The organism is Pseudomonas sp. FW305-20, from assembly GCF_058788075.1.
Genome location: NZ_JBYTAJ010000011.1, coordinates 93,132 through 110,507 on the forward strand (window position 1 = coordinate 93,132; position 17,376 = coordinate 110,507).

At 56.9% G+C, this 17,376-nt stretch carries 20 protein-coding genes; 17 read left to right on the forward strand and 3 right to left on the reverse strand.

Going from position 1 to position 17,376, the window contains the following annotated elements:
- Positions 1 to 29: 29 nt before the first annotated feature.
- Positions 30 to 947, reverse strand: coding sequence for a putative 2-dehydropantoate 2-reductase (locus tag AC3WP4_RS12190; RefSeq protein ID WP_102615379.1), 918 nt, complete (start codon positions 945 to 947; stop codon positions 30 to 32).
- A 141-nt stretch (positions 948 to 1,088) separates the two neighbouring features.
- On the opposite strand from AC3WP4_RS12190, the gene AC3WP4_RS12195 reads away from it, so the two are divergent.
- The gene (locus AC3WP4_RS12195; RefSeq protein WP_007906601.1) at positions 1,089 to 1,574 is read left to right on the forward strand and encodes a YajQ family cyclic di-GMP-binding protein; all 486 of its coding nucleotides are present in this window, start codon (positions 1,089 to 1,091) and stop codon (positions 1,572 to 1,574) included.
- A gap of 138 nt (positions 1,575 to 1,712) precedes the next feature.
- A complete protein-coding gene (locus AC3WP4_RS12200; protein ID WP_074879487.1) occupies positions 1,713 to 2,555 on the forward strand; it encodes a mechanosensitive ion channel family protein in 843 nt (280 codons plus the stop codon).
- Positions 2,556 to 2,696: 141 nt separating this feature from the next.
- Here AC3WP4_RS12200 and AC3WP4_RS12205 read toward each other — a convergent pair whose 3' ends face one another.
- Positions 2,697 to 4,055, reverse strand: a complete 1,359-nt coding sequence (locus tag AC3WP4_RS12205; protein WP_074879484.1) for an OprD family porin — start codon at positions 4,053 to 4,055, stop codon at positions 2,697 to 2,699.
- A gap of 916 nt (positions 4,056 to 4,971) precedes the next feature.
- Here AC3WP4_RS12205 and AC3WP4_RS12210 point away from each other — a divergent pair.
- Entirely contained in the window at positions 4,972 to 5,397 is a 426-nt protein-coding gene (locus AC3WP4_RS12210; protein WP_074879481.1) for an HIT domain-containing protein, read from the forward strand.
- Positions 5,398 to 5,400: 3 nt separating this feature from the next.
- On the forward strand, positions 5,401 to 5,607 hold the full coding sequence (locus AC3WP4_RS12215) for a SlyX family protein (RefSeq protein WP_008029236.1): 207 nt from the start codon (positions 5,401 to 5,403) through the stop codon (positions 5,605 to 5,607).
- Between the two features lie 60 nt (positions 5,608 to 5,667).
- On the opposite strand, the gene AC3WP4_RS12220 is transcribed toward AC3WP4_RS12215, so the two are convergent.
- A complete protein-coding gene (locus AC3WP4_RS12220; protein ID WP_102615380.1) occupies positions 5,668 to 6,270 on the reverse strand; it encodes a cold-shock protein in 603 nt (200 codons plus the stop codon).
- A gap of 483 nt (positions 6,271 to 6,753) precedes the next feature.
- Here AC3WP4_RS12220 and AC3WP4_RS12225 point away from each other — a divergent pair, with 483 nt between their 5' ends.
- From AC3WP4_RS12225 to pal, 13 genes are all read left to right on the forward strand, one after another.
- Positions 6,754 to 7,092 (forward strand): ribbon-helix-helix domain-containing protein, encoded by a 339-nt coding sequence (locus AC3WP4_RS12225; protein ID WP_074879475.1) that lies wholly within the window; start codon positions 6,754 to 6,756, stop codon positions 7,090 to 7,092.
- 135 nt (positions 7,093 to 7,227) lie between these two features.
- On the forward strand, positions 7,228 to 7,449 hold the full coding sequence (locus AC3WP4_RS12230; protein WP_010457489.1) for an FmdB family zinc ribbon protein: 222 nt from the start codon (positions 7,228 to 7,230) through the stop codon (positions 7,447 to 7,449).
- Between the two features lie 122 nt (positions 7,450 to 7,571).
- Positions 7,572 to 9,347: an aspartate--tRNA ligase gene (gene aspS / locus AC3WP4_RS12235; protein WP_074879473.1), complete on the forward strand. Its 1,776-nt coding sequence runs from the start codon at positions 7,572 to 7,574 to the stop codon at positions 9,345 to 9,347.
- Between the two features lie 123 nt (positions 9,348 to 9,470).
- Positions 9,471 to 10,217 carry a YebC/PmpR family DNA-binding transcriptional regulator gene (locus AC3WP4_RS12240; RefSeq protein WP_008072427.1) on the forward strand — a complete coding sequence of 249 codons (747 nt, stop codon included), beginning with the start codon at positions 9,471 to 9,473 and terminating at the stop codon, positions 10,215 to 10,217.
- A 155-nt stretch (positions 10,218 to 10,372) separates the two neighbouring features.
- Positions 10,373 to 10,897, forward strand: a complete 525-nt coding sequence (ruvC, locus tag AC3WP4_RS12245) for a crossover junction endodeoxyribonuclease RuvC (protein WP_007945844.1) — start codon at positions 10,373 to 10,375, stop codon at positions 10,895 to 10,897.
- Between the two features lie 115 nt (positions 10,898 to 11,012).
- Entirely contained in the window at positions 11,013 to 11,627 is a 615-nt protein-coding gene (gene ruvA, locus AC3WP4_RS12250) for a Holliday junction branch migration protein RuvA (RefSeq protein WP_046049661.1), read from the forward strand.
- A complete protein-coding gene (gene ruvB / locus AC3WP4_RS12255) occupies positions 11,628 to 12,689 on the forward strand; it encodes a Holliday junction branch migration DNA helicase RuvB (protein ID WP_008147374.1) in 1,062 nt (353 codons plus the stop codon).
- Between the two features lie 127 nt (positions 12,690 to 12,816).
- Positions 12,817 to 13,284: a tol-pal system-associated acyl-CoA thioesterase gene (ybgC, locus tag AC3WP4_RS12260; protein WP_008147372.1), complete on the forward strand. Its 468-nt coding sequence runs from the start codon at positions 12,817 to 12,819 to the stop codon at positions 13,282 to 13,284.
- Positions 13,274 to 13,969, forward strand: coding sequence for a protein TolQ (gene tolQ, locus AC3WP4_RS12265; protein ID WP_008147369.1), 696 nt, complete (start codon positions 13,274 to 13,276; stop codon positions 13,967 to 13,969). The genes ybgC and tolQ overlap by 11 nt, the downstream gene beginning before the upstream one ends.
- A gap of 23 nt (positions 13,970 to 13,992) precedes the next feature.
- Entirely contained in the window at positions 13,993 to 14,445 is a 453-nt protein-coding gene (gene tolR, locus AC3WP4_RS12270) for a protein TolR (RefSeq protein ID WP_161807482.1), read from the forward strand.
- Complete coding sequence (tolA, locus tag AC3WP4_RS12275; RefSeq protein ID WP_074879466.1) at positions 14,445 to 15,524, forward strand: cell envelope integrity protein TolA; 1,080 nt, start codon at positions 14,445 to 14,447, stop codon at positions 15,522 to 15,524. The genes tolR and tolA overlap by 1 nt, the downstream gene beginning before the upstream one ends.
- Positions 15,525 to 15,541: 17 nt before the next feature.
- On the forward strand, positions 15,542 to 16,822 hold the full coding sequence (tolB, locus tag AC3WP4_RS12280) for a Tol-Pal system beta propeller repeat protein TolB (RefSeq protein WP_166675809.1): 1,281 nt from the start codon (positions 15,542 to 15,544) through the stop codon (positions 16,820 to 16,822).
- Between the two features lie 52 nt (positions 16,823 to 16,874).
- Complete coding sequence (gene pal / locus AC3WP4_RS12285) at positions 16,875 to 17,372, forward strand: peptidoglycan-associated lipoprotein Pal (protein ID WP_003178634.1); 498 nt, start codon at positions 16,875 to 16,877, stop codon at positions 17,370 to 17,372.
- The last annotated feature ends 4 nt before the right edge of the window (positions 17,373 to 17,376 follow it).

The window sequence follows — 17,376 nt, forward strand, 5'->3', positions numbered from 1 at the left end:
AAGGAACAAGTGGCCAGCGTAGCCGCTGCTCAGTCGCTGGGCAATCCAAGGCTGTGCAGATGGGTGATCAATCTTTGTTCAAGTTGATTGAGGTGCGGCAGGTTCAACTGATGTCTCGCGGCGACTTTGCAGGCATGACCCAATAGATAGCTGATCTCGGTGCGGCGCTGGTTCGCGACGTCCTGGTACATCGAAGAGTAATTGGCGGCGGTCGCTTGAATCACCCGCTCGACTTCCTGTTGAAGGTCTTCGGCGGCGGCTGGCTGGCCGCACCGCTCAAGCAACTCGGTCAATTCGACGCAAAGGGTGGCGACTTCGCAGTGGTGTTCCTGCAAACCGCCATTACGGCAATCGTGCAGCACGGTCAGCGGATTGATCGCACAGTTGAGCGCCAGTTTTCGCCACAGCCGGGTCAGAATATCGGTGCTCCATTCGTGGGGAATGCCGGCGATGCTCAGGTCATCCAGCCAGATCGGCGCCACGGGATGCCCTGCATCCCCCAGCCAGGTGTAACCGTGGCCGGCGAAGACCACGCGCCAGTCGCCATCGCGAAAGGCACCCTCGGTGCTCGACGCGTAAATGCAGCGGGCTTGCGGTACCTGCGTGGCGACAGCGTCCTGGCTGCCAAGACCATTCTGCAACAGGATCAGCTCGGCGTCGGGGGCCAGGCGGGGTGCCAGTTGGGCCACGGCTGCCTCGGCATCGTAGGCTTTACAGGCCACCAGCAAGCGGTGGATCGGTTCAGGGTGGTCGGGTGTCTCGGCGGGCACCGGATAGCACTTCGCTTCACCATGCTCGACCAGCGTCAGCCCACCCGCCGCCTGATACGCCGCTAAGCGGGCAGCGTCCCGCAGGATCAGCTTGACCGGCACGTCGGCCCGCGCCAGTCGAGTCGCCCATAAGGTGCCAAGGCTGCCGGCGCCAAGAACATGCCAGGTGGTGGACATCAGCTTTTTGCTCTGTTTATCGCGCGCATGGGTGGCTCGCAGTGAATGATGGGAAAGACCCGTTATAATCAGCGCGGATTTTAACCGCAAGCCAGGCGTGCTCCATCGTGATCGAGCATGCCCTTTTATTGGAGAGATTACATGCCGTCGTTCGACGTGGTATCCGAACTGGACAAACACGAAGTCACCAACGCGGTCGAGAACGCCGTCAAGGAACTCGATCGTCGTTATGACCTGAAAGGCAAAGGCACCTTCGAGTTCAAGGAAAAGGACCTGACCGTCAACCTGACCGCTGAAGCCGATTTCCAGCTCGAAGCGATGATTGAGATCCTCAAGCTGGCCCTGGTCAAGCGCAAAATCGACGTGCAGTGCCTTGAAGTCAAGGATGCCTATGCGTCGGGCAAGCTGATGAAGCAGGAAGCAGTCCTCAAGGAAGGCATCGACAAAGAGCTGGCGAAGAAAATCGTCGCTCATGTCAAAGACGCCAAGCTCAAGGTTCAGGCTGCCATTCAAGGCGAGCAAGTGCGCATTACCGGCAAGAAACGTGACGATTTGCAGGAAGCCATCGCGGCCCTGCGCGCCAAGACGTTCGATATGCCGCTGCAGTTCAACAACTTCCGCGACTGACCTTTCAGGCGGAAACCCTGTGGGAGCGAGCTTGCTCGCGAAGAAGGGCGTATCAGTCGACATCACTGTTGAATGACACCCCGTTTTCGCGAGCAGGCTCGCTCCCACCGGGATTGTGCTTAACCCAGGAGAATATAGATGGATTTGAATACTGAAGTGGACAACCTGGTCAAGGCGTCTCAAGCCTGGATTCCAATGATCATGGAATACGGCAGCCGCGTGCTGCTGGCGGTGCTTACCTTGGCCATCGGTTGGTGGCTGATCAACAAGGTCACGCAAAAGCTCGGTGGCCTGTTGGCGCTGCGTAACGCCGACCTCGCCCTGCAAGGCTTCATCAGCAGCCTGGCGAACATTATTCTCAAGGTTCTGCTGATCGTCAGCGTCGCCTCGATGATCGGCGTGGAAACCACTTCGTTTGTTGCGGCCATCGGTGCGGCCGGTCTGGCCATCGGTTTGGCCTTGCAGGGCAGCCTGGCGAACTTCGCCGGTGGTGTGCTGATTCTGTTGTTCCGCCCGTTCCGCATTGGTGATTGGATCGAAGCCCAAGGTGTTGCCGGCACTGTCGACAGCATCCAGATCTTCCACACTGTGTTGCGTACCGGCGATAACAAAACCATCATCATGCCGAACGGCAACCTGTCGAACGGCATCATCACCAATACCAACCGTCAACCGACCCGTAAAATTGTGTTTGATGTGGGCGTTGATTACCAAGCGGACTTGCAGCAAGCCCGTCAGGTCTTGCTGGACCTGGCCAACGATGAGCGTGTTTTGGCTGACCCGGAACCTCAGGCAGTGATTTCTACCCTGGGCGACAGTTCGATTACTGTTTCCCTGCGAGTGTGGGTGAAGACTGCGGATTATTGGGATGTGCTGTTCATGTTCAACGAACACTCCCGTGATCGTTTGAAAGCAGCTGGTATCGATATCCCGTTTCCACAGCGGGTGATTCGGGTGGTTCAGGAATCAGCGGTGCAGTGATTGATCCTTCGAACAATGCCTGACTGTTGGGTCAGGCATGTTCTGGAAAAAGTCGATCATTTAAATGCTGAGTTGTAGCCGATAAAAAGGCCCATCCGAAGATGGGCCTTTTGTTTGTTACCGCAAATTAACTGCTTGCGATTACAAGATCGACAGCGGGTAGTCAACGATCAGACGGAACTCTTTGATATCGCCTTCACCTTGGTCGCTGTTAGCGAAGTGCCATGCCTGACGGATACGGAAGGACAGGTCTTTCGCTGGGCCGTTCTGTACAACGTACTTGGCTTCGAAGTTGGTTTCGTTGTGCTTGCCGTCTGCACCGTACATACCAGCGTAAGCGCTGTTTGTTGGAGTGTTGGTGCCGTCGATGTCCCAACCTTTTACGTAACGGGTCATGAAGCTCAGACCAGGAACGCCGTATTCAGCCATTTTCAGGTCGTAACGGATTTGTGCCGATTTCTCGTTAGGACCGTTGAAGTCGGAGTACTGGATGGAGTTGGCGAGGAAAATCGAGTCGCCACCACGGTTGTTTTTGCCCACCCCGATGTAGTCGAACGGAGTATCACCGTTGACCTTCTGGAAGCCCAGGGTGATGGTGTGCGCCTTCAGGAACGAGTAAGCCGCGGCCAGCGAGTAGGTGGTGTTGCTGATATCGCCTACTTTAGCGTCACCGGTGTCTTGGGTGTTGTAGATGTTACCGTCGAAGTTGATCGACTGACTGTCAGTCAGCGGAAGGGTGTAGTTCAAATTCGCGTAGTACTGGTTCCAGATGTCTTCGAGCTTGGCACCATAAAGCGAGGCGCTCAGGTTGTCAGTGAAACCATACTTGCCGCCGAAATAGTCGATCTTGTTGGCTTCTTCACCATCGCTGAAGTTCGCATAGGTTGCGTACAGGCCGCCATCGCTGGCGTTCTTGTCCTGGCTGGAAGCCGAGTAGAAGTGACCAGCTTCGAGGTCGAGGTCTTTGATTTCGCTGCTTTGCAGTTGGATACCGCTGGCAGTTTGAGGAAGGATGCGGGAGCCACCAACAGCGAACACTGGAGCAGTGCTTGGCTGCATCTCACCGACTTTCAGCTCGGTTTTGGATACGCGGAATTTAACGGCGCCGCCGGCTTTGCCCTGGCTGTCGTTGACTTCGCGATAACCGCTGGCATTTCGGGTGTCGCTACGGCTCATGTTGCCGGTGCCGCCGGTGCCATCGCCACCGTCCAGCTTGATTGCCAGGTAACCGAACGCATCGACGCCGACGCCGATCAGGCCCTGAGTGTAACCGGAGCTGTAGTTGCCCCAAAGACCTTGGGTCCAGTCTTTCTGGTCGTTGGCGCCATCTTTGTTATCACGGTTGAAGTAGTAGTTGCGAACCAGCAAGTTCAACGAGCTGTCTTCAACAAAACCTTTGGCTTCAGCCTGGTCACTTACAAAAGGTGCGGCCGTAGCCATTTGAGTACTGGCTGCTGCTGCAACTGCCAGTGCGATCATGCTCCACTTCATCACGCGCATCGTGATTTGCTCCTTTGGTTTTAGAAGAGTACTGCCGTCCCACCTGATTTATTATCTGGGCGGCTCTTTCTTTTTGTGTCGGCGCAAACTTATATCACGCCGACCATGTTGGCGATACTTGCGCATCTAACCTTTCAGCTTCTTTACGACCCTGTCGCAAACAGCTTGGTAGATGTCGCAAATTTACAGCCCCGACGCAAGCGGACTGACAACTTTTAGCGTTGTTTTCCAGGACCTGAGCATCGGTAAAAAGAGTCCCTGGGTGAAACGCTTGAATCTCCATCGGGCAACCCTGCCGCTGTTTTTATTTGCCTTAAGGCGTCCACTTCCAGCGGACGCTTTAAAGGCGATGTGGGTGTGAATGCAACAAACGTGCACAAATCAGAATCCTGACGGTTTTTTTTCTGAAAGCCTGCCTGTCGCTGTAAAAACCTCATAAAACCGGGGTGTTCATCCATATTTTGTTTGGGCTTGACGCCATGGTTTGCGTCGTGTTGCACCCTTGTGGCCGACTGCATGACAACCCAAAACGTTACCGGTTCACCCCACCAGTGAGTAAATGGCGGATGCCTGACCGACTCAGCGTAGACGCGCTGTGCGGTTTTGGTGCAAAAAATTTTAATCACTGTACCGAATTCATACAGTGCGGTCGTTTGGCAACATTGAACGGGTCGTTGTTTATCAGTCAGTTCGGCGTTTTTTGTGTGGTTGCTGGTTCTGTAATGGTGCGTCCTGATCGAAAACGATTCATGTCGGGGCGCGTGGCTGGTCGTTTGTGCTTTCTCGGGTTGGCTTCGGCCATGGTTCGTCGTGAAGCCGGCGGCGTTCGCAGGTATGCTGCCGTCCTGTCGCTTGGTGCGCCGTCTCTCGGAATGGACGCTAAGCTGAAATTGATGACCAGGCGGGAGTGCGCGCAGTGTTCGTTCTAGATCCACGGCTTCAACAAGACACGTTACCGATCGGGGATTTCCCACTCTGCCGGTTGCTGCTGTCCAATGATTCGAACTACCCCTGGTTCATTCTGGTGCCGCGACGCGAGGATATCAGTGAGATATTTCAGTTGGATGTCGCAGATCAACAGCAGCTGTGGCAGGAAACGACCGCACTGGCGGAAATGCTCAAGGACTCGTTCGACGCGGACAAATTGAATGTCGCGGCCCTGGGTAACGTCGTCAGTCAGTTGCACATGCATGTGATAGTGCGCAAGCGTGAAGACGCCGCCTGGCCGGCACCGGTCTGGGGTAAACACCCGGCCAAACCTTATGGTTCGGAGCAGATCGCGTTGATACGCGAACGGTTGCGCCTGGTATTGACCGATGATTTTACGTTTCTGGAGGGTTGAATCATGAGCCTGGAAGAACGCGTTACCGATCTGGAGAGCCAACTGGCGTTTCAGGATGACACCATCCAGGCACTGAGCGATGTGCTGGCGACGCAGCAGCGTGCAGTGGAGCGCTTGCAGCTGCAAATGGCCGCATTGCTCAAGCGGCAAGAAGAAATGGCCGGTCAGTTCGAGACGTTCGAAGAAGAGGCGCCACCACCGCATTACTAGACGGCACGCAATAAAAAACCGCGAACAGCCAGGCTGTTCGCGGTTTTTTTTAGCCTCGGATCAGCGGCGCGGCAGTGCGGCGATCACATCTTCGGCTTGCAGGCCTTTGTCACGATTCATGACAGAGAACTCCACGCGCTGGCCTTCGACCAGGACACGGTGACCCTCGCCACGAATGGCCCGGAAATGCACGAAAATATCATCGCCGGAATCACGGGAAATAAAGCCGAAGCCTTTGGATGTGTTGAACCACTTTACGGTACCGGTATCGCGGTTGCTCATGTCATAGCTTGGCGAGGCGGCGGCCGGTGAAGATTTGTAGAAGCTGATGGTCAGGTGCAGAAGAACGGCAATCAGGGCAGCGACCAGGCTGAACAGAACGGCAGGTTGACCGGCAATGACAGGCATTGGCGCGAGCAGCGTCAGGGTTTGCAGGACGACGGCCAGAACCAGCAGGGCGCTGACCAGGTTTTGCAATTGATGACGCGGGCCTTTGTTCCAGTAAGGGATAACAGGAGCGAGGGTGAGGTTGAGCAGGCCGAAAAAGGCCAGGTACAGCGCATCAGGTTGTTGCAGGTAAGGTACGGCTTCGGATCGCAGGCTAGGGATGAAGGACAGCAGCAAGGCTGCTGCGCCCATTAGCAGGTGGACAATTTTCAACATTTTGAGTAACTCACGTTAAGACGGATCACAAGGAAGAGCTGATTGAGCACGGTTCGCTTCAGAACAATAGGAGGCGTTGGACACGTACCCGGTATCAGCCTATGCGCAGCCCCCGGAAAATAGGCGGTAGCGACACACTGCCTATTTAACAGCAAAGCCTGCGGCTACTCAAATCAGGCAGTCCAGCGGTGCTCTGAGAGTCGATTTGTCGCAGGTGACCGTCGCGCATGCCCGTCCATAAGAAAACTATGTAGGTGCTGCGGTCTGCTGTCTCTTTAAATCCCTTATGCGCTAGTCAAATGGCGTCTGACTATGTAGGAAAACGTCCGGCCTAGGACGGTCTCCATGATCGCCCTTCAATTGTTGGCTTCTCCTACGTTGATGGTCATAAAGTCATCTGGATATACCTATGCGCCTGCGCTTCTATAGGGCAACAGATATTGCTCTTAAAGAAGGCAAGGATGGCTAAGGAGTGTCAACGAAATGGATGACGAAGACAGGAGAAGCGAGGGGCAGGTCGGTCCGGTCAAGGAGATAAGGATCGATCCATTTGTCAGCGAATTTGATATGGGCCTGGCCCAGCCTTTATCCCGATCAGTGCGGTTGAATGGTTTCGCCACCTGCTTGCGACTTGAACAGGTGTACTGGGATATTTTGAATGATATGGCCAAGGTCAACTGCTGTTCCGTCAGTGCGCTGTTGTCCCATGTGGACCGCGAGGTGCATTTGCGTCACGGCGGGGTCAAGAATTTCACCGGGCTGGTGCGGGTTGTGTGTGTCGTGCACAGCCTGAAGGAAGGTGGCTGCATCGCCATGCCTTGACCACAGGGGTGAATGAATAGAGTGTCGGTCTGTGCAGTCTTACGGCTGCACAGGCTGCATTTAATGGATATAATCCCGCTCTTTGCCGCAAAACCCAGCGTGTGCGGTAGCAATCTGATCGCCGAGACAACCCCCATGCCGATGTACGACTATCAATGTGCTTCCTGTGGTCATCAGTTGGAAGCCATTCAAAAGATCAGCGCAGCACCGCTGGTCGACTGCCCTGCCTGCCAGGCGCCAGAGCTTAAGAAGATGCTGTCCATGCCGGGCTTCCGCCTTAGCGGCACCGGCTGGTACGAAACCGATTTCAAGACCGGTTCCAAGAAGAATCTGGCCGGCGGCGACAAAGCTGACTAGGGTCTTGAGCCTGAGTTGAACGACACGAGCGAGCTCTTGCATCATCTGGCGCCTTTCACCAGGGCCGGATATGAGCAAGGCCTCCAACCGAATTTCGAATTACGAGAAGCGAAACCACTACCATGATGCGCAGCCATTATTGCGGCCAACTGAACGAAAGCCTGGAAGGCCAGGAAATTACCCTTTGCGGATGGGTTCACCGTCGCCGTGACCACGGTGGGGTGATTTTCCTCGATATCCGTGATCGGGACGGTCTGGCCCAGGTGGTGTTCGACCCGGACCGCGCTGAAACTTTCGCCGCCGCCGATCGCGTGCGCAGCGAGTACGTGGTCAAGGTCACCGGCAAGGTTCGCCTGCGTCCGGCCGGTGCCGGCAACGCCAACATGGCGTCGGGCATGATCGAAGTGCTGGGCTACGAGCTGGAAGTATTGAACGAAGCGGAAACCCCGCCGTTCCCGCTCAACGAGTTCTCCGACGTCGGCGAAGAAACCCGCCTGCGTTATCGCTTCATCGACCTGCGTCGTCCGGAAATGCTCGAGAAGCTGCGCCTGCGTTCGCGCATGACCACCAGCATCCGTCGTTACCTGGACGAGAACGGCTTCCTCGATGTCGAGACGCCGATCCTGACCCGCGCTACCCCGGAAGGTGCTCGCGATTACCTGGTGCCGAGCCGTACTCACGCCGGTTCCTTCTTCGCCTTGCCGCAATCGCCGCAGCTGTTCAAGCAACTGCTGATGGTGGCTGGCTTCGATCGCTACTACCAGATCGCCAAATGCTTCCGCGACGAAGACCTGCGTGCCGACCGTCAGCCTGAGTTCACTCAGATCGACATCGAAACCAGCTTCCTCGATGAAAAAGACATCATTGGCATTACCGAAGGCATGATCCGCAACCTGTTCAAGGAAGTGCTGGATGTGGAATTCGGCGACTTCCCGCACATGACCTGGGAAGAGGCCATGCGTCGTTACGGCTCCGACAAGCCGGACCTGCGTAACCCGCTGGAACTGGTTGACGTTGCCGATCAGCTGAAAGAAGTCGACTTCAAAGTCTTCAGCGGCCCGGCCAACGACCCGAAATGCCGCGTTGCCGCCTTGCGCGTTCCTGGCGCAGCGAGCATGCCGCGCAAGCAGATCGACGACTACACCAAGTTCGTCGGCATCTACGGTGCCAAGGGCCTGGCGTACATCAAGGTCAACGAGCGCGCCAAAGGCGTCGAAGGCCTGCAATCGCCGATCGTCAAGAACATCCCTGAAGCCAACCTCAATGTGATCCTCGATCGCGTTGGCGCGGTTGACGGCGACATCGTGTTCTTCGGTGCCGACAAGGCCAAGATCGTCAGCGAAGCCCTGGGCGCGCTGCGGATCAAGGTCGGTAACGACCTGAACCTGCTGACTTGTCAGTGGGCGCCAATGTGGGTAGTCGACTTCCCGATGTTCGAAGAGAACGACGACGGCAGCTTCGCGGCCTTGCATCACCCGTTCACCGCGCCGAAGTGCACCCCGGAAGAATTGGAAGCCAACCCGGCGACCGCTCTGTCCCGTGCCTACGACATGGTCCTGAACGGCACCGAGCTGGGTGGTGGTTCGATCCGTATCCACCGCAAGGAAATGCAACAGTCGGTGTTCCGTCTGCTGGGTATCAGTGAAGCGGAACAGGAAGAGAAATTCGGCTTCCTGCTCGACGCCCTGAAATACGGCGCGCCGCCGCACGGTGGCCTGGCCTTCGGTCTGGACCGTCTGGTGATGCTGATGACCGGCGCCCAGTCGATCCGTGAAGTGATCGCCTTCCCGAAAACCCAGAGCGCCGCTTGCGTCATGACTCAGGCACCGGGTGTGGTAGATGCCAAGGCATTGCGCGAACTGCACATTCGTCTGCGCGAAACGCCTAAAGCTGAGTAAGGCTGACCAGAAGGGCGCATCTTCGGATGCGCCCTTTCTTTATAGAATGGTCGAGATTTTTATTTGCTGGCTGGCGCATCATGGCGCGGCGGGCAATGTTTCAAAGAGAATTCGGAGCGAGATATGGCGGGTCATTCCAAGTGGGCGAACATCAAGCACCGCAAAGAACGTCAGGATGCCAAGAAGGGCAAGATTTTCACCAAGTGGATTCGTGAACTGACCGTTGCGGCCCGTCAGGGCGGTGGCGATCCGGGTTCCAACCCGCGTTTGCGTCTGGCGCTGGACAAGGCCCTCGGCGCGAACATGAGCCGGGACATCATCGACCGTGCGGTCGCCCGCGGTGCCGGTGCTGCCGACACCGACGACATGGTCGAGCTGACCTACGAAGGCTACGGCCCGGGTGGCGTGGCGGTGATGGTCGAGTGCATGACCGACAACCGCAACCGCACCGCCGCCGCTGTTCGTCATGCGTTCAGCAAATGCGGCGGCAACCTCGGTACGGACGGTTCGGTGGCCTATCTGTTCGAGCGCAAGGGGCAGATATCCTTCGCTCCTGGCGTTGATGAAGATGCGCTGATGGAAGCGGCGATGGAAGCCGATGCCGATGACGTGGTGACCCACGAAGACGGCTCCATCGACGTGTTCACCTCGTTCGCCGGTTTCTATTCCGTGCGCAACGCTTTGGAGGCCGCAGGCTTCAAGGGTGATGATGCGGAAATCGTGATGCTGCCGACCACCAGTGCCGAACTCGACCTGGAAGGCGCCGAGAAGGTTCTCAAGCTGATCGACATGCTTGAAGACCTGGATGACGTGCAGAACGTCTACTCCAACGCGGACATCCCTGAATCGGTGGCCGCTCAGCTCGGTTGATGCATTGATAAAGATCGCAGCCTTCACCTGACCCCTGTAGGAGCTGGCGAAGCCTGCGATCTTTTGACTTTAAGATCGAAAATCAAAAGATCGCAGCCTTTGGCAGCTCCTACACAGTTATCCTCAAGCCACCGCGATCTCTTTCTGCAGGCGTTATGACTTTAATTCTTGGTATCGACCCCGGTTCGCGCATCACCGGTTATGGCGTGGTACGCGATACCGGGCGTGGATGCGTTTACGTGGCGTCGGGCTGCATTCGCACAGGGTCCGGCGAGCTGCATGAACGCCTGCAAATCGTCTATCGCGGCGTGCGCGAAATCATCCAGACCTACGGGCCGGTGACCATGGGCATCGAAAAGGTCTTCATGGCGCGCAATGCCGATTCTGCGCTGAAACTTGGCCAGGCCCGCGGCGCGGCCATCGTTGCCGGGGCGGAAGAAAGCCTGGAAATCGCTGAGTACACGGCGACCCAAGTCAAACAGGCGGTAACCGGGACTGGCGCGGCGAATAAAGAGCAGGTGCAAATGATGGTCATGCACATGCTGAAACTGACCAGCAAGCCGCAAATCGATGCCTCGGACGCCCTGGCCATTGCTATTTGCCATGCTCACACCCGCTCCAGCCTGTTGCCCCATGGCCTGGGTACGGCACGCAGTCGTGGCGGACGCCTGCGTCTCTGATAGCATCAGCAATCATTTTTTATGGAGCGAGGGTTTTGCGCCTGTGTCGTCGGCGCAAAACCCTCGTTCTGTCAGTCGCCAGCACTGATCTGGCCAACGCTCAAGGATCTGAAACGTGATTGGACGCTTGCGCGGCACACTCGCTGAGAAACAGCCGCCGCACCTGATTCTGGATGTAAACGGTCTGGGGTATGAGCTGGAAGTGCCCATGACCACGCTTTATCGCTTGCCGTCGGTCGGTGAACCGCTGACCTTGCACACCCATTTGGTCGTACGCGAAGACGCGCAATTACTCTATGGCTTCTTCGGCAAGCGTGAGAGAGACTTTTTTCGCGAGTTGATCCGTCTCAATGGTGTGGGGCCGAAATTGGCCCTGGCCCTGATGTCGAGCCTGGAAGTCGATGAGCTGGTCCGTTGCGTACAATCCCAGGACACCTCGGCGCTGACCAAGGTGCCGGGCGTGGGCAAGAAGACTGCCGAGCGTTTGCTGGTGGAACTCAAGGATCGCTTCAAGGCCTGGGAAACCGTGCCGGCCATGTTTGCCCTGGTGCCAAACCAGCCGGGTGGGCCTGATACGACGCCGGTCGCCACCGCCGAAAATGACGCGGTCAGCGCGCTGATCTCCCTGGGCTACAAGCCGCAGGAAGCCAGCAAGGCGATTTCTGCGATCAAGGAGAAAGGTTTGAGCAGTGAAGACATGATTCGTCGTGCCCTGAAGGGAATGATCTAAGTGATTGAAGCTGATCGTCTGATTGCCGCCACACCGGGGCCTCGTGATCGCGAGGAAGTCCAGGACCGGGCGATTCGTCCTGTCAGCCTGGCCGAATACATTGGCCAGCCGACCGTTCGCGAGCAAATGGAGTTGTTCATCCAGGCCGCCCGTGGGCGCAATGAATCCCTGGACCACACGCTGATTTTCGGCCCGCCGGGCCTGGGTAAGACGACCCTGGCCAACATCATCGCCCAGGAAATGGGCGTGTCGATCAAGAGCACCTCGGGCCCCGTGCTTGAACGTCCGGGTGACCTGGCGGCGCTGTTGACCAATCTCGAGCCACACGACGTTCTGTTCATCGACGAAATCCATCGGCTTTCACCAATCGTCGAAGAAGTGCTGTACCCGGCCATGGAAGATTTCCAGCTCGACATCATGATCGGCGAAGGGCCGGCCGCGCGTTCGATCAAGCTTGATCTGCCGCCGTTCACCCTGGTCGGTGCGACGACGCGGGCGGGGATGCTGACCAATCCGCTGCGCGACCGTTTCGGTATCGTCCAGCGCCTGGAGTTCTATAACACCGCCGACCTGGCAACGATTGTCAGTCGTTCGGCGAATATCCTCGGCTTGCCACTGGACCCGGAAGGCGCCTTCGAAATCGCCCGTCGTGCCCGTGGTACGCCACGGATCGCCAACCGCTTGCTGCGCCGGGTTCGCGATTTCGCCGAAGTTCGCGCCAAGGGCCACATCACCAAGCCGATTGCCGACCTGGCCTTGAACCTGCTGGATGTCGACGAGCGAGGCTTCGATCACCAGGATCGACGTCTGTTGTTGACCATGATCGAGAAGTTCGACGGTGGGCCGGTCGGGGTCGATAGCCTTGCCGCCGCCATCAGTGAAGAGCGCCACACCATTGAAGACGTGCTGGAGCCGTACCTGATCCAGCAGGGCTACATCATGCGTACGCCACGGGGGCGGGTGGTGACCCGGCATGCGTATCTGCACTTCGGTTTAAACATCCCGTCACGATTGGGCGAGATGCCCGTGGTAGACGAGTTCCTCGATGCCGTGGACGATTAATAACCTTTGCGCGCTGATATATTCGGGGTTTGTGTGGTCCCAGGACCGTACTTTCGCCAGAAAGCCGTGAATCAATGAAAAACAGTTGCCTGGCCGGATTGGCAACCTGAGGAGTAAGCACTAGAGTATGCGCGCGCAAAACGGGCTTGAGCCTTTCGCACTTCGTTGTCGCGTTTATTACGAGGACACCGATGCGGGCGGCATCGTGTATTACGTCAATTACCTCAAGTTTATGGAACGGGCTCGAACCGAGCGGCTCCGGGAGCTGGGCTTTGCCCAATCCCAGCTAGCAGGTGAGGACCTGTTGTTCGTCGTGCATTCCAGCGAAGCGCGTTACCACGCGCCGGCGCGACTGGACGACGAGTTGCTGGTAAGCGCTGAAGTAATCGAATTGAACCGTGTCAGCCTGCGCTTCAAGCAGCAGGTCAGGCGGGCTACGGATAATGCGCTGCTCTGCGAAGGGCAGTTTCTGGTGGCCTGTGTGCGCACTAACAGTTTAAAACCCCGGGCCATTCCCGAAGCTCTACGTGCGGCCTTTGCCGACGTGAGCGGCGCGGGTACACACTCAAAGCAGGAGATAAAGCGTGGAAGCTAACGTCGTCGACCATTCCTCCATGTGGAGCCTGGTCAGCAATGCCAGTATCGTGGTGCAACTGGTAATGCTGATCCTGGTAGCCGCATCGGTGACCTCATGGATCATGATCTTTCAGCGCAGCAATCTGCTGCGCGCCGGTCGACGTGCCCTGGAGAGCTTTGAAGAGCGCTTCTGGTCCGGTATCGACCTGTCCAAACTCTACCGTCAGGCTGGCAGTAACCCTGATCCGGATTCAGGCGTAGAGCAGATCTTCCGTGCCGGTTTCAAGGAATTCTCCCGTCTGCGCCAGCAGCCAGGCGTTGACCCGGAAGCGGTCATGGAAGGCGTGGCCCGTGCCATGCGCGTCGCCATTTCCCGCGAAGAAGAAAAGCTCGAGCAGAGCCTGCCGTTCCTCGCGACCGTCGGTTCCGTCAGCCCGTATATCGGTCTGTTCGGTACCGTCTGGGGGATCATGAACTCCTTCCGTGGCCTGGCCACTGCCCAGCAAGCGACCCTGGCCACTGTGGCCCCGGGTATTGCCGAAGCACTGATTGCTACCGCGATTGGCTTGTTCGCCGCCATCCCGGCCGTTATCGCTTACAACCGTTTTGCTGCGCGCAGTGAAACCCTGCTGGGCCGTTACTACACCTTCGCCGATGAATTCCAGGCGATCCTGCACCGCAAAGTGCACACCAGCGAAGAATAAGCAGGTAATTTCCAATGGCTTTAATCGCTCGAGCTCGCAAAAAGCGCAAGCCGGTTGCCGAGATGAACGTGGTGCCTTACATCGACGTGATGTTGGTGCTGCTGGTCATCTTCATGGTGACCGCGCCGATGCTCAATCAGGGCGTGAAAGTTGATCTGCCCAAGGTTTCCAGCGAAGCCTTGCCGCAGGACAACAACACCCAGGTCCTGACCATTTCGATCAAGGCTGACAAGACCTACTACTGGAACCTTGGCAGCGAAGTCGACACTGAAAAGCAACAGGACAAGGCCATGACCTTGCCGCAGATGACTGACGCCGTGACCAAGATCATTCGCGCCGGCACTGAAGGTGGCAAGCGTACCCAGGTGTTCATCCGCGGCGACAAGACCGTCGACTACGGTTCTGTCATGGGCGCCATGGGCGGATTGCAGAAAGCCGGGGTCGGTAATGTTGGCTTGATTACCGAGGCACCCTGATGCAGCAAATGCGAGAGCCGTCCGCCTCGGAAAGCTACTTCTGGCCTAGCGTCTGGGCGCTTGTCTTGCACGTGCTGGTTTTTGGCATGCTGTTCGTCAGCTTCGCCTTCACGCCCGAACTGCCGCCGGCCAAGCCGATTGTCCAGGCGACCCTGTACCAACTGAAATCGAAAAGTCAGGCGACCACCCAGACCAATCAGAAGATTGCGGGTGAGGCGAAGAAATCCGCCGCACGCCAGACCGAAGTCGAACAGATGGAACAGAAAAAGATCGAGCAGGAAGCGATCAAGGCCGCGGAACAAAAGAAGGAAGACGCGGCTCAAAAAGCCGAAGAATCCAAAAAGGCCGACGAGACGAAGAAAGCGGAAGAGGCAAAAAAGGCTGATGAAGCCAAGAAAGCCGATGAAGCCAAGAAGACCGCCGAAGCTAAAAAGGCCGAAGAGAAACAATTGGCTGATATAGCCAAGAAGAAGTCTGAAGAAGAAGCCAAGAAAGCAGCTGAAGAAGAGGCCAAGAAAGCGGCCGCTGAAGAAGCGAAGAAAAAGATCGTCGAAGACGCGAAGAAGAAAGCTGCCGAAGACGCCAAGAAGAAATCTGAAGCTGAAGAGGCGAAGAAGAAAGTCGCCGAAGACGCGAAGAAGAAAGCTGCTGCCGATGCTGCGAAGAAAAAATCGCAGGAAGCAGCACGTAAATCCGCCGAAGACAAAAAGGCTCAGGCCTTGGCAGATCTGCTTTCTGACACGCCGCAGCGTCAGCAGGCCTTGGCGGATGAGCAGGGTGACGAAGTCGCCGGTAGTTTCGATGATCTGATTCGTGCTCGTGCAGCGGAAGGCTGGGCTCGTCCACCTTCGGCCCGCAAAGGCATGACAGTCGTGTTGCAAATCGGCATGTTGCCGGACGGTACGTTGACTTCGGTGAGCGTGGCCAAGTCCAGTGGCGATGGTCCGTTTGACGCTTCCGCTGTAGCGGCGGTCAAGAACATTGGACGTTTGACAGAAATGCAGGGAATGAAGCCGAGTGATTTCGCTCCGTATCGTTCATTCAAGATGACATTCACACCTGAGGATCTAGCCTTGTGAGAAACCTTCTTCGAGGAATGCTTGTCGTTATCTGCTGCATGGCAGGGATAGCGGCAGCTGATGAAAAAAACATTCTGGTCACCAGCGGCAGTGATCGGGCCACCCCGATCGCAGTCGTTCCGTTTGGCAACCAGGGCGGCAGCGTTCTGCCGGACGACATGGCCGAAATCATCGGTAACGACCTGCGCAACTCGGGTTATTACTCGCCGATTCCAAAACAGAACATGATCAGCCAGCCAAGCCAGGCCAGCGAAATCATCTTCCGTGACTTCAAGGCGCTGGGCGCCCAGTACGTCATGGTCGGCAGCATTGCTCCTGCGGGCGGTCGCCTGCAGGTTCAATACGCACTGTTCAACGTCGCCACCGAGCAGCAAGTGCTGACCGGCAGCGTGTCGGGCAGCGTCGATCAACTGCGCGACATGTCGCACTACATTGCGGACCAGTCGTTCGAAAAACTCACCGGTATCAAAGGTGCGTTCTCGACTCGTCTGCTGTACGTGACGGCTGAGCGTTTCTCTGAAAAGAACACTCGCTACACGCTGCAACGTTCTGACTATGACGGTGCCCGTGCCGTGACCCTGCTGCAATCGCGCGAGCCGATCCTGTCGCCGCGTTTCGCACCGGACGGCAAGCGCATCGCTTATGTGTCGTTCGAGCAGAAGCGTCCGCGTATCTTCATGCAGAACATCGACACCGGTCGCCGTGAGCAGATCACCAACTTCGAAGGCCTGAACGGCGCGCCAGCATGGTCGCCGGATGGCAATCGCCTGGCATTCGTCTTGTCGAAAGATGGCAACCCGGACATCTATGTGATGAACCTGGGTTCGCGTCAGATCACCCGTGTCACCAACGGTCCTGGCATCAACACCGAACCGTTCTGGGGCAAGGATGGTTCGACCATCTACTTCACCTCGGACCGTGGCGGCAAGCCGCAGATCTATAAAACCAGTGCAGGTGGTGGCGGTGCGGAACGTGTGACCTTTATCGGTAACTACAACGCCAACCCTAAGCTTTCGGCTGATGAAAAGACCCTGGTGATGATCCATCGTCAGGAAGGTTTCACTAATTTCAAGGTGGCGGCCCAGGATTTGCAGCGCGGAAGCGTAAAAATCCTTACTGATAGCACTCTGGACGAGTCGCCTACTGTTGCGCCCAACGGCACCATGGTAATCTACGCCACCCGCCAGCAGGGCCGGGGAGTCTTGATGCTCGTGTCCATTAATGGACGCGTAAGGCTCCCGCTTCCTACCGCACAAGGCGAAGTCAGAGAACCTTCCTGGTCCCCTTACCTGAACTGACGCGGCGCTACACGTTGTACTTAACACATTGGGGTTCATTAGGAGTTTCACGATGGAAATGCTGAAGTTTGGTAAATTTGCTGCGCTGGCTCTGGCCATGGCTGTAGCTGTAGGTTGCTCGTCCAAAGGCGGCGACAATGCCGGTGAAGGCGCTGTAGATCCAAACGCTGGTTACGGCGCAAACACTGGTGCAGTTGACGGCTCCCTGAGCGAAGAAGCTGCTCTGCGCGCAATCACCACTTTCTACTTCGAATACGACAGTTCGGACCTGAAGCCAGAAGCCATGCGCGCTCTGGACGTTCACGCCAAGGACCTGAAAGCAAACGGCGCTCGCGTTGTTCTGGAAGGCAACACCGACGAACGTGGTACTCGTGAGTACAACATGGCACTGGGCGAGCGTCGTGCGAAAGCCGTTCAGCGTTACCTGGTACTGCAAGGTGTTTCCCCAGCTCAGCTGGAACTGGTTTCCTACGGCGAAGAGCGTCCAGTTGCTACCGGCAACGACGAGCAGTCCTGGGCTCAAAACCGTCGCGTCGAACTGCGTAAGTAATTCG

Bases quoted from the DNA above. Each gene is read 5' to 3' on its own strand.
- AC3WP4_RS12190 (WP_102615379.1), bottom strand. From the start codon at position 947: ATGTCCACCACCTGGCATGTTCTTGGCGCCGGCAGCCTTGGCACCTTA.
- pal (WP_003178634.1), top strand. From the start codon at position 16,875: ATGGAAATGCTGAAGTTTGGTAAATTTGCTGCGCTGGCTCTGGCCATG.
- AC3WP4_RS12230 (WP_010457489.1), top strand. From the start codon at position 7,228: ATGCCGATGTACGACTATCAATGTGCTTCCTGTGGTCATCAGTTGGAA.
- AC3WP4_RS12215 (WP_008029236.1), top strand. From the start codon at position 5,401: ATGAGCCTGGAAGAACGCGTTACCGATCTGGAGAGCCAACTGGCGTTT.
- aspS (WP_074879473.1), top strand. From the start codon at position 7,572: ATGATGCGCAGCCATTATTGCGGCCAACTGAACGAAAGCCTGGAAGGC.
- AC3WP4_RS12220 (WP_102615380.1), bottom strand. From the start codon at position 6,270: ATGTTGAAAATTGTCCACCTGCTAATGGGCGCAGCAGCCTTGCTGCTG.
- AC3WP4_RS12205 (WP_074879484.1), bottom strand. From the start codon at position 4,055: ATGCGCGTGATGAAGTGGAGCATGATCGCACTGGCAGTTGCAGCAGCA.
- AC3WP4_RS12240 (WP_008072427.1), top strand. From the start codon at position 9,471: ATGGCGGGTCATTCCAAGTGGGCGAACATCAAGCACCGCAAAGAACGT.
- AC3WP4_RS12200 (WP_074879487.1), top strand. From the start codon at position 1,713: ATGGATTTGAATACTGAAGTGGACAACCTGGTCAAGGCGTCTCAAGCC.
- AC3WP4_RS12195 (WP_007906601.1), top strand. From the start codon at position 1,089: ATGCCGTCGTTCGACGTGGTATCCGAACTGGACAAACACGAAGTCACC.
- ybgC (WP_008147372.1), top strand. From the start codon at position 12,817: ATGCGCGCGCAAAACGGGCTTGAGCCTTTCGCACTTCGTTGTCGCGTT.
- tolA (WP_074879466.1), top strand. From the start codon at position 14,445: ATGCAGCAAATGCGAGAGCCGTCCGCCTCGGAAAGCTACTTCTGGCCT.
- AC3WP4_RS12225 (WP_074879475.1), top strand. From the start codon at position 6,754: ATGGATGACGAAGACAGGAGAAGCGAGGGGCAGGTCGGTCCGGTCAAG.
- tolB (WP_166675809.1), top strand. From the start codon at position 15,542: ATGCTTGTCGTTATCTGCTGCATGGCAGGGATAGCGGCAGCTGATGAA.
- ruvC (WP_007945844.1), top strand. From the start codon at position 10,373: ATGACTTTAATTCTTGGTATCGACCCCGGTTCGCGCATCACCGGTTAT.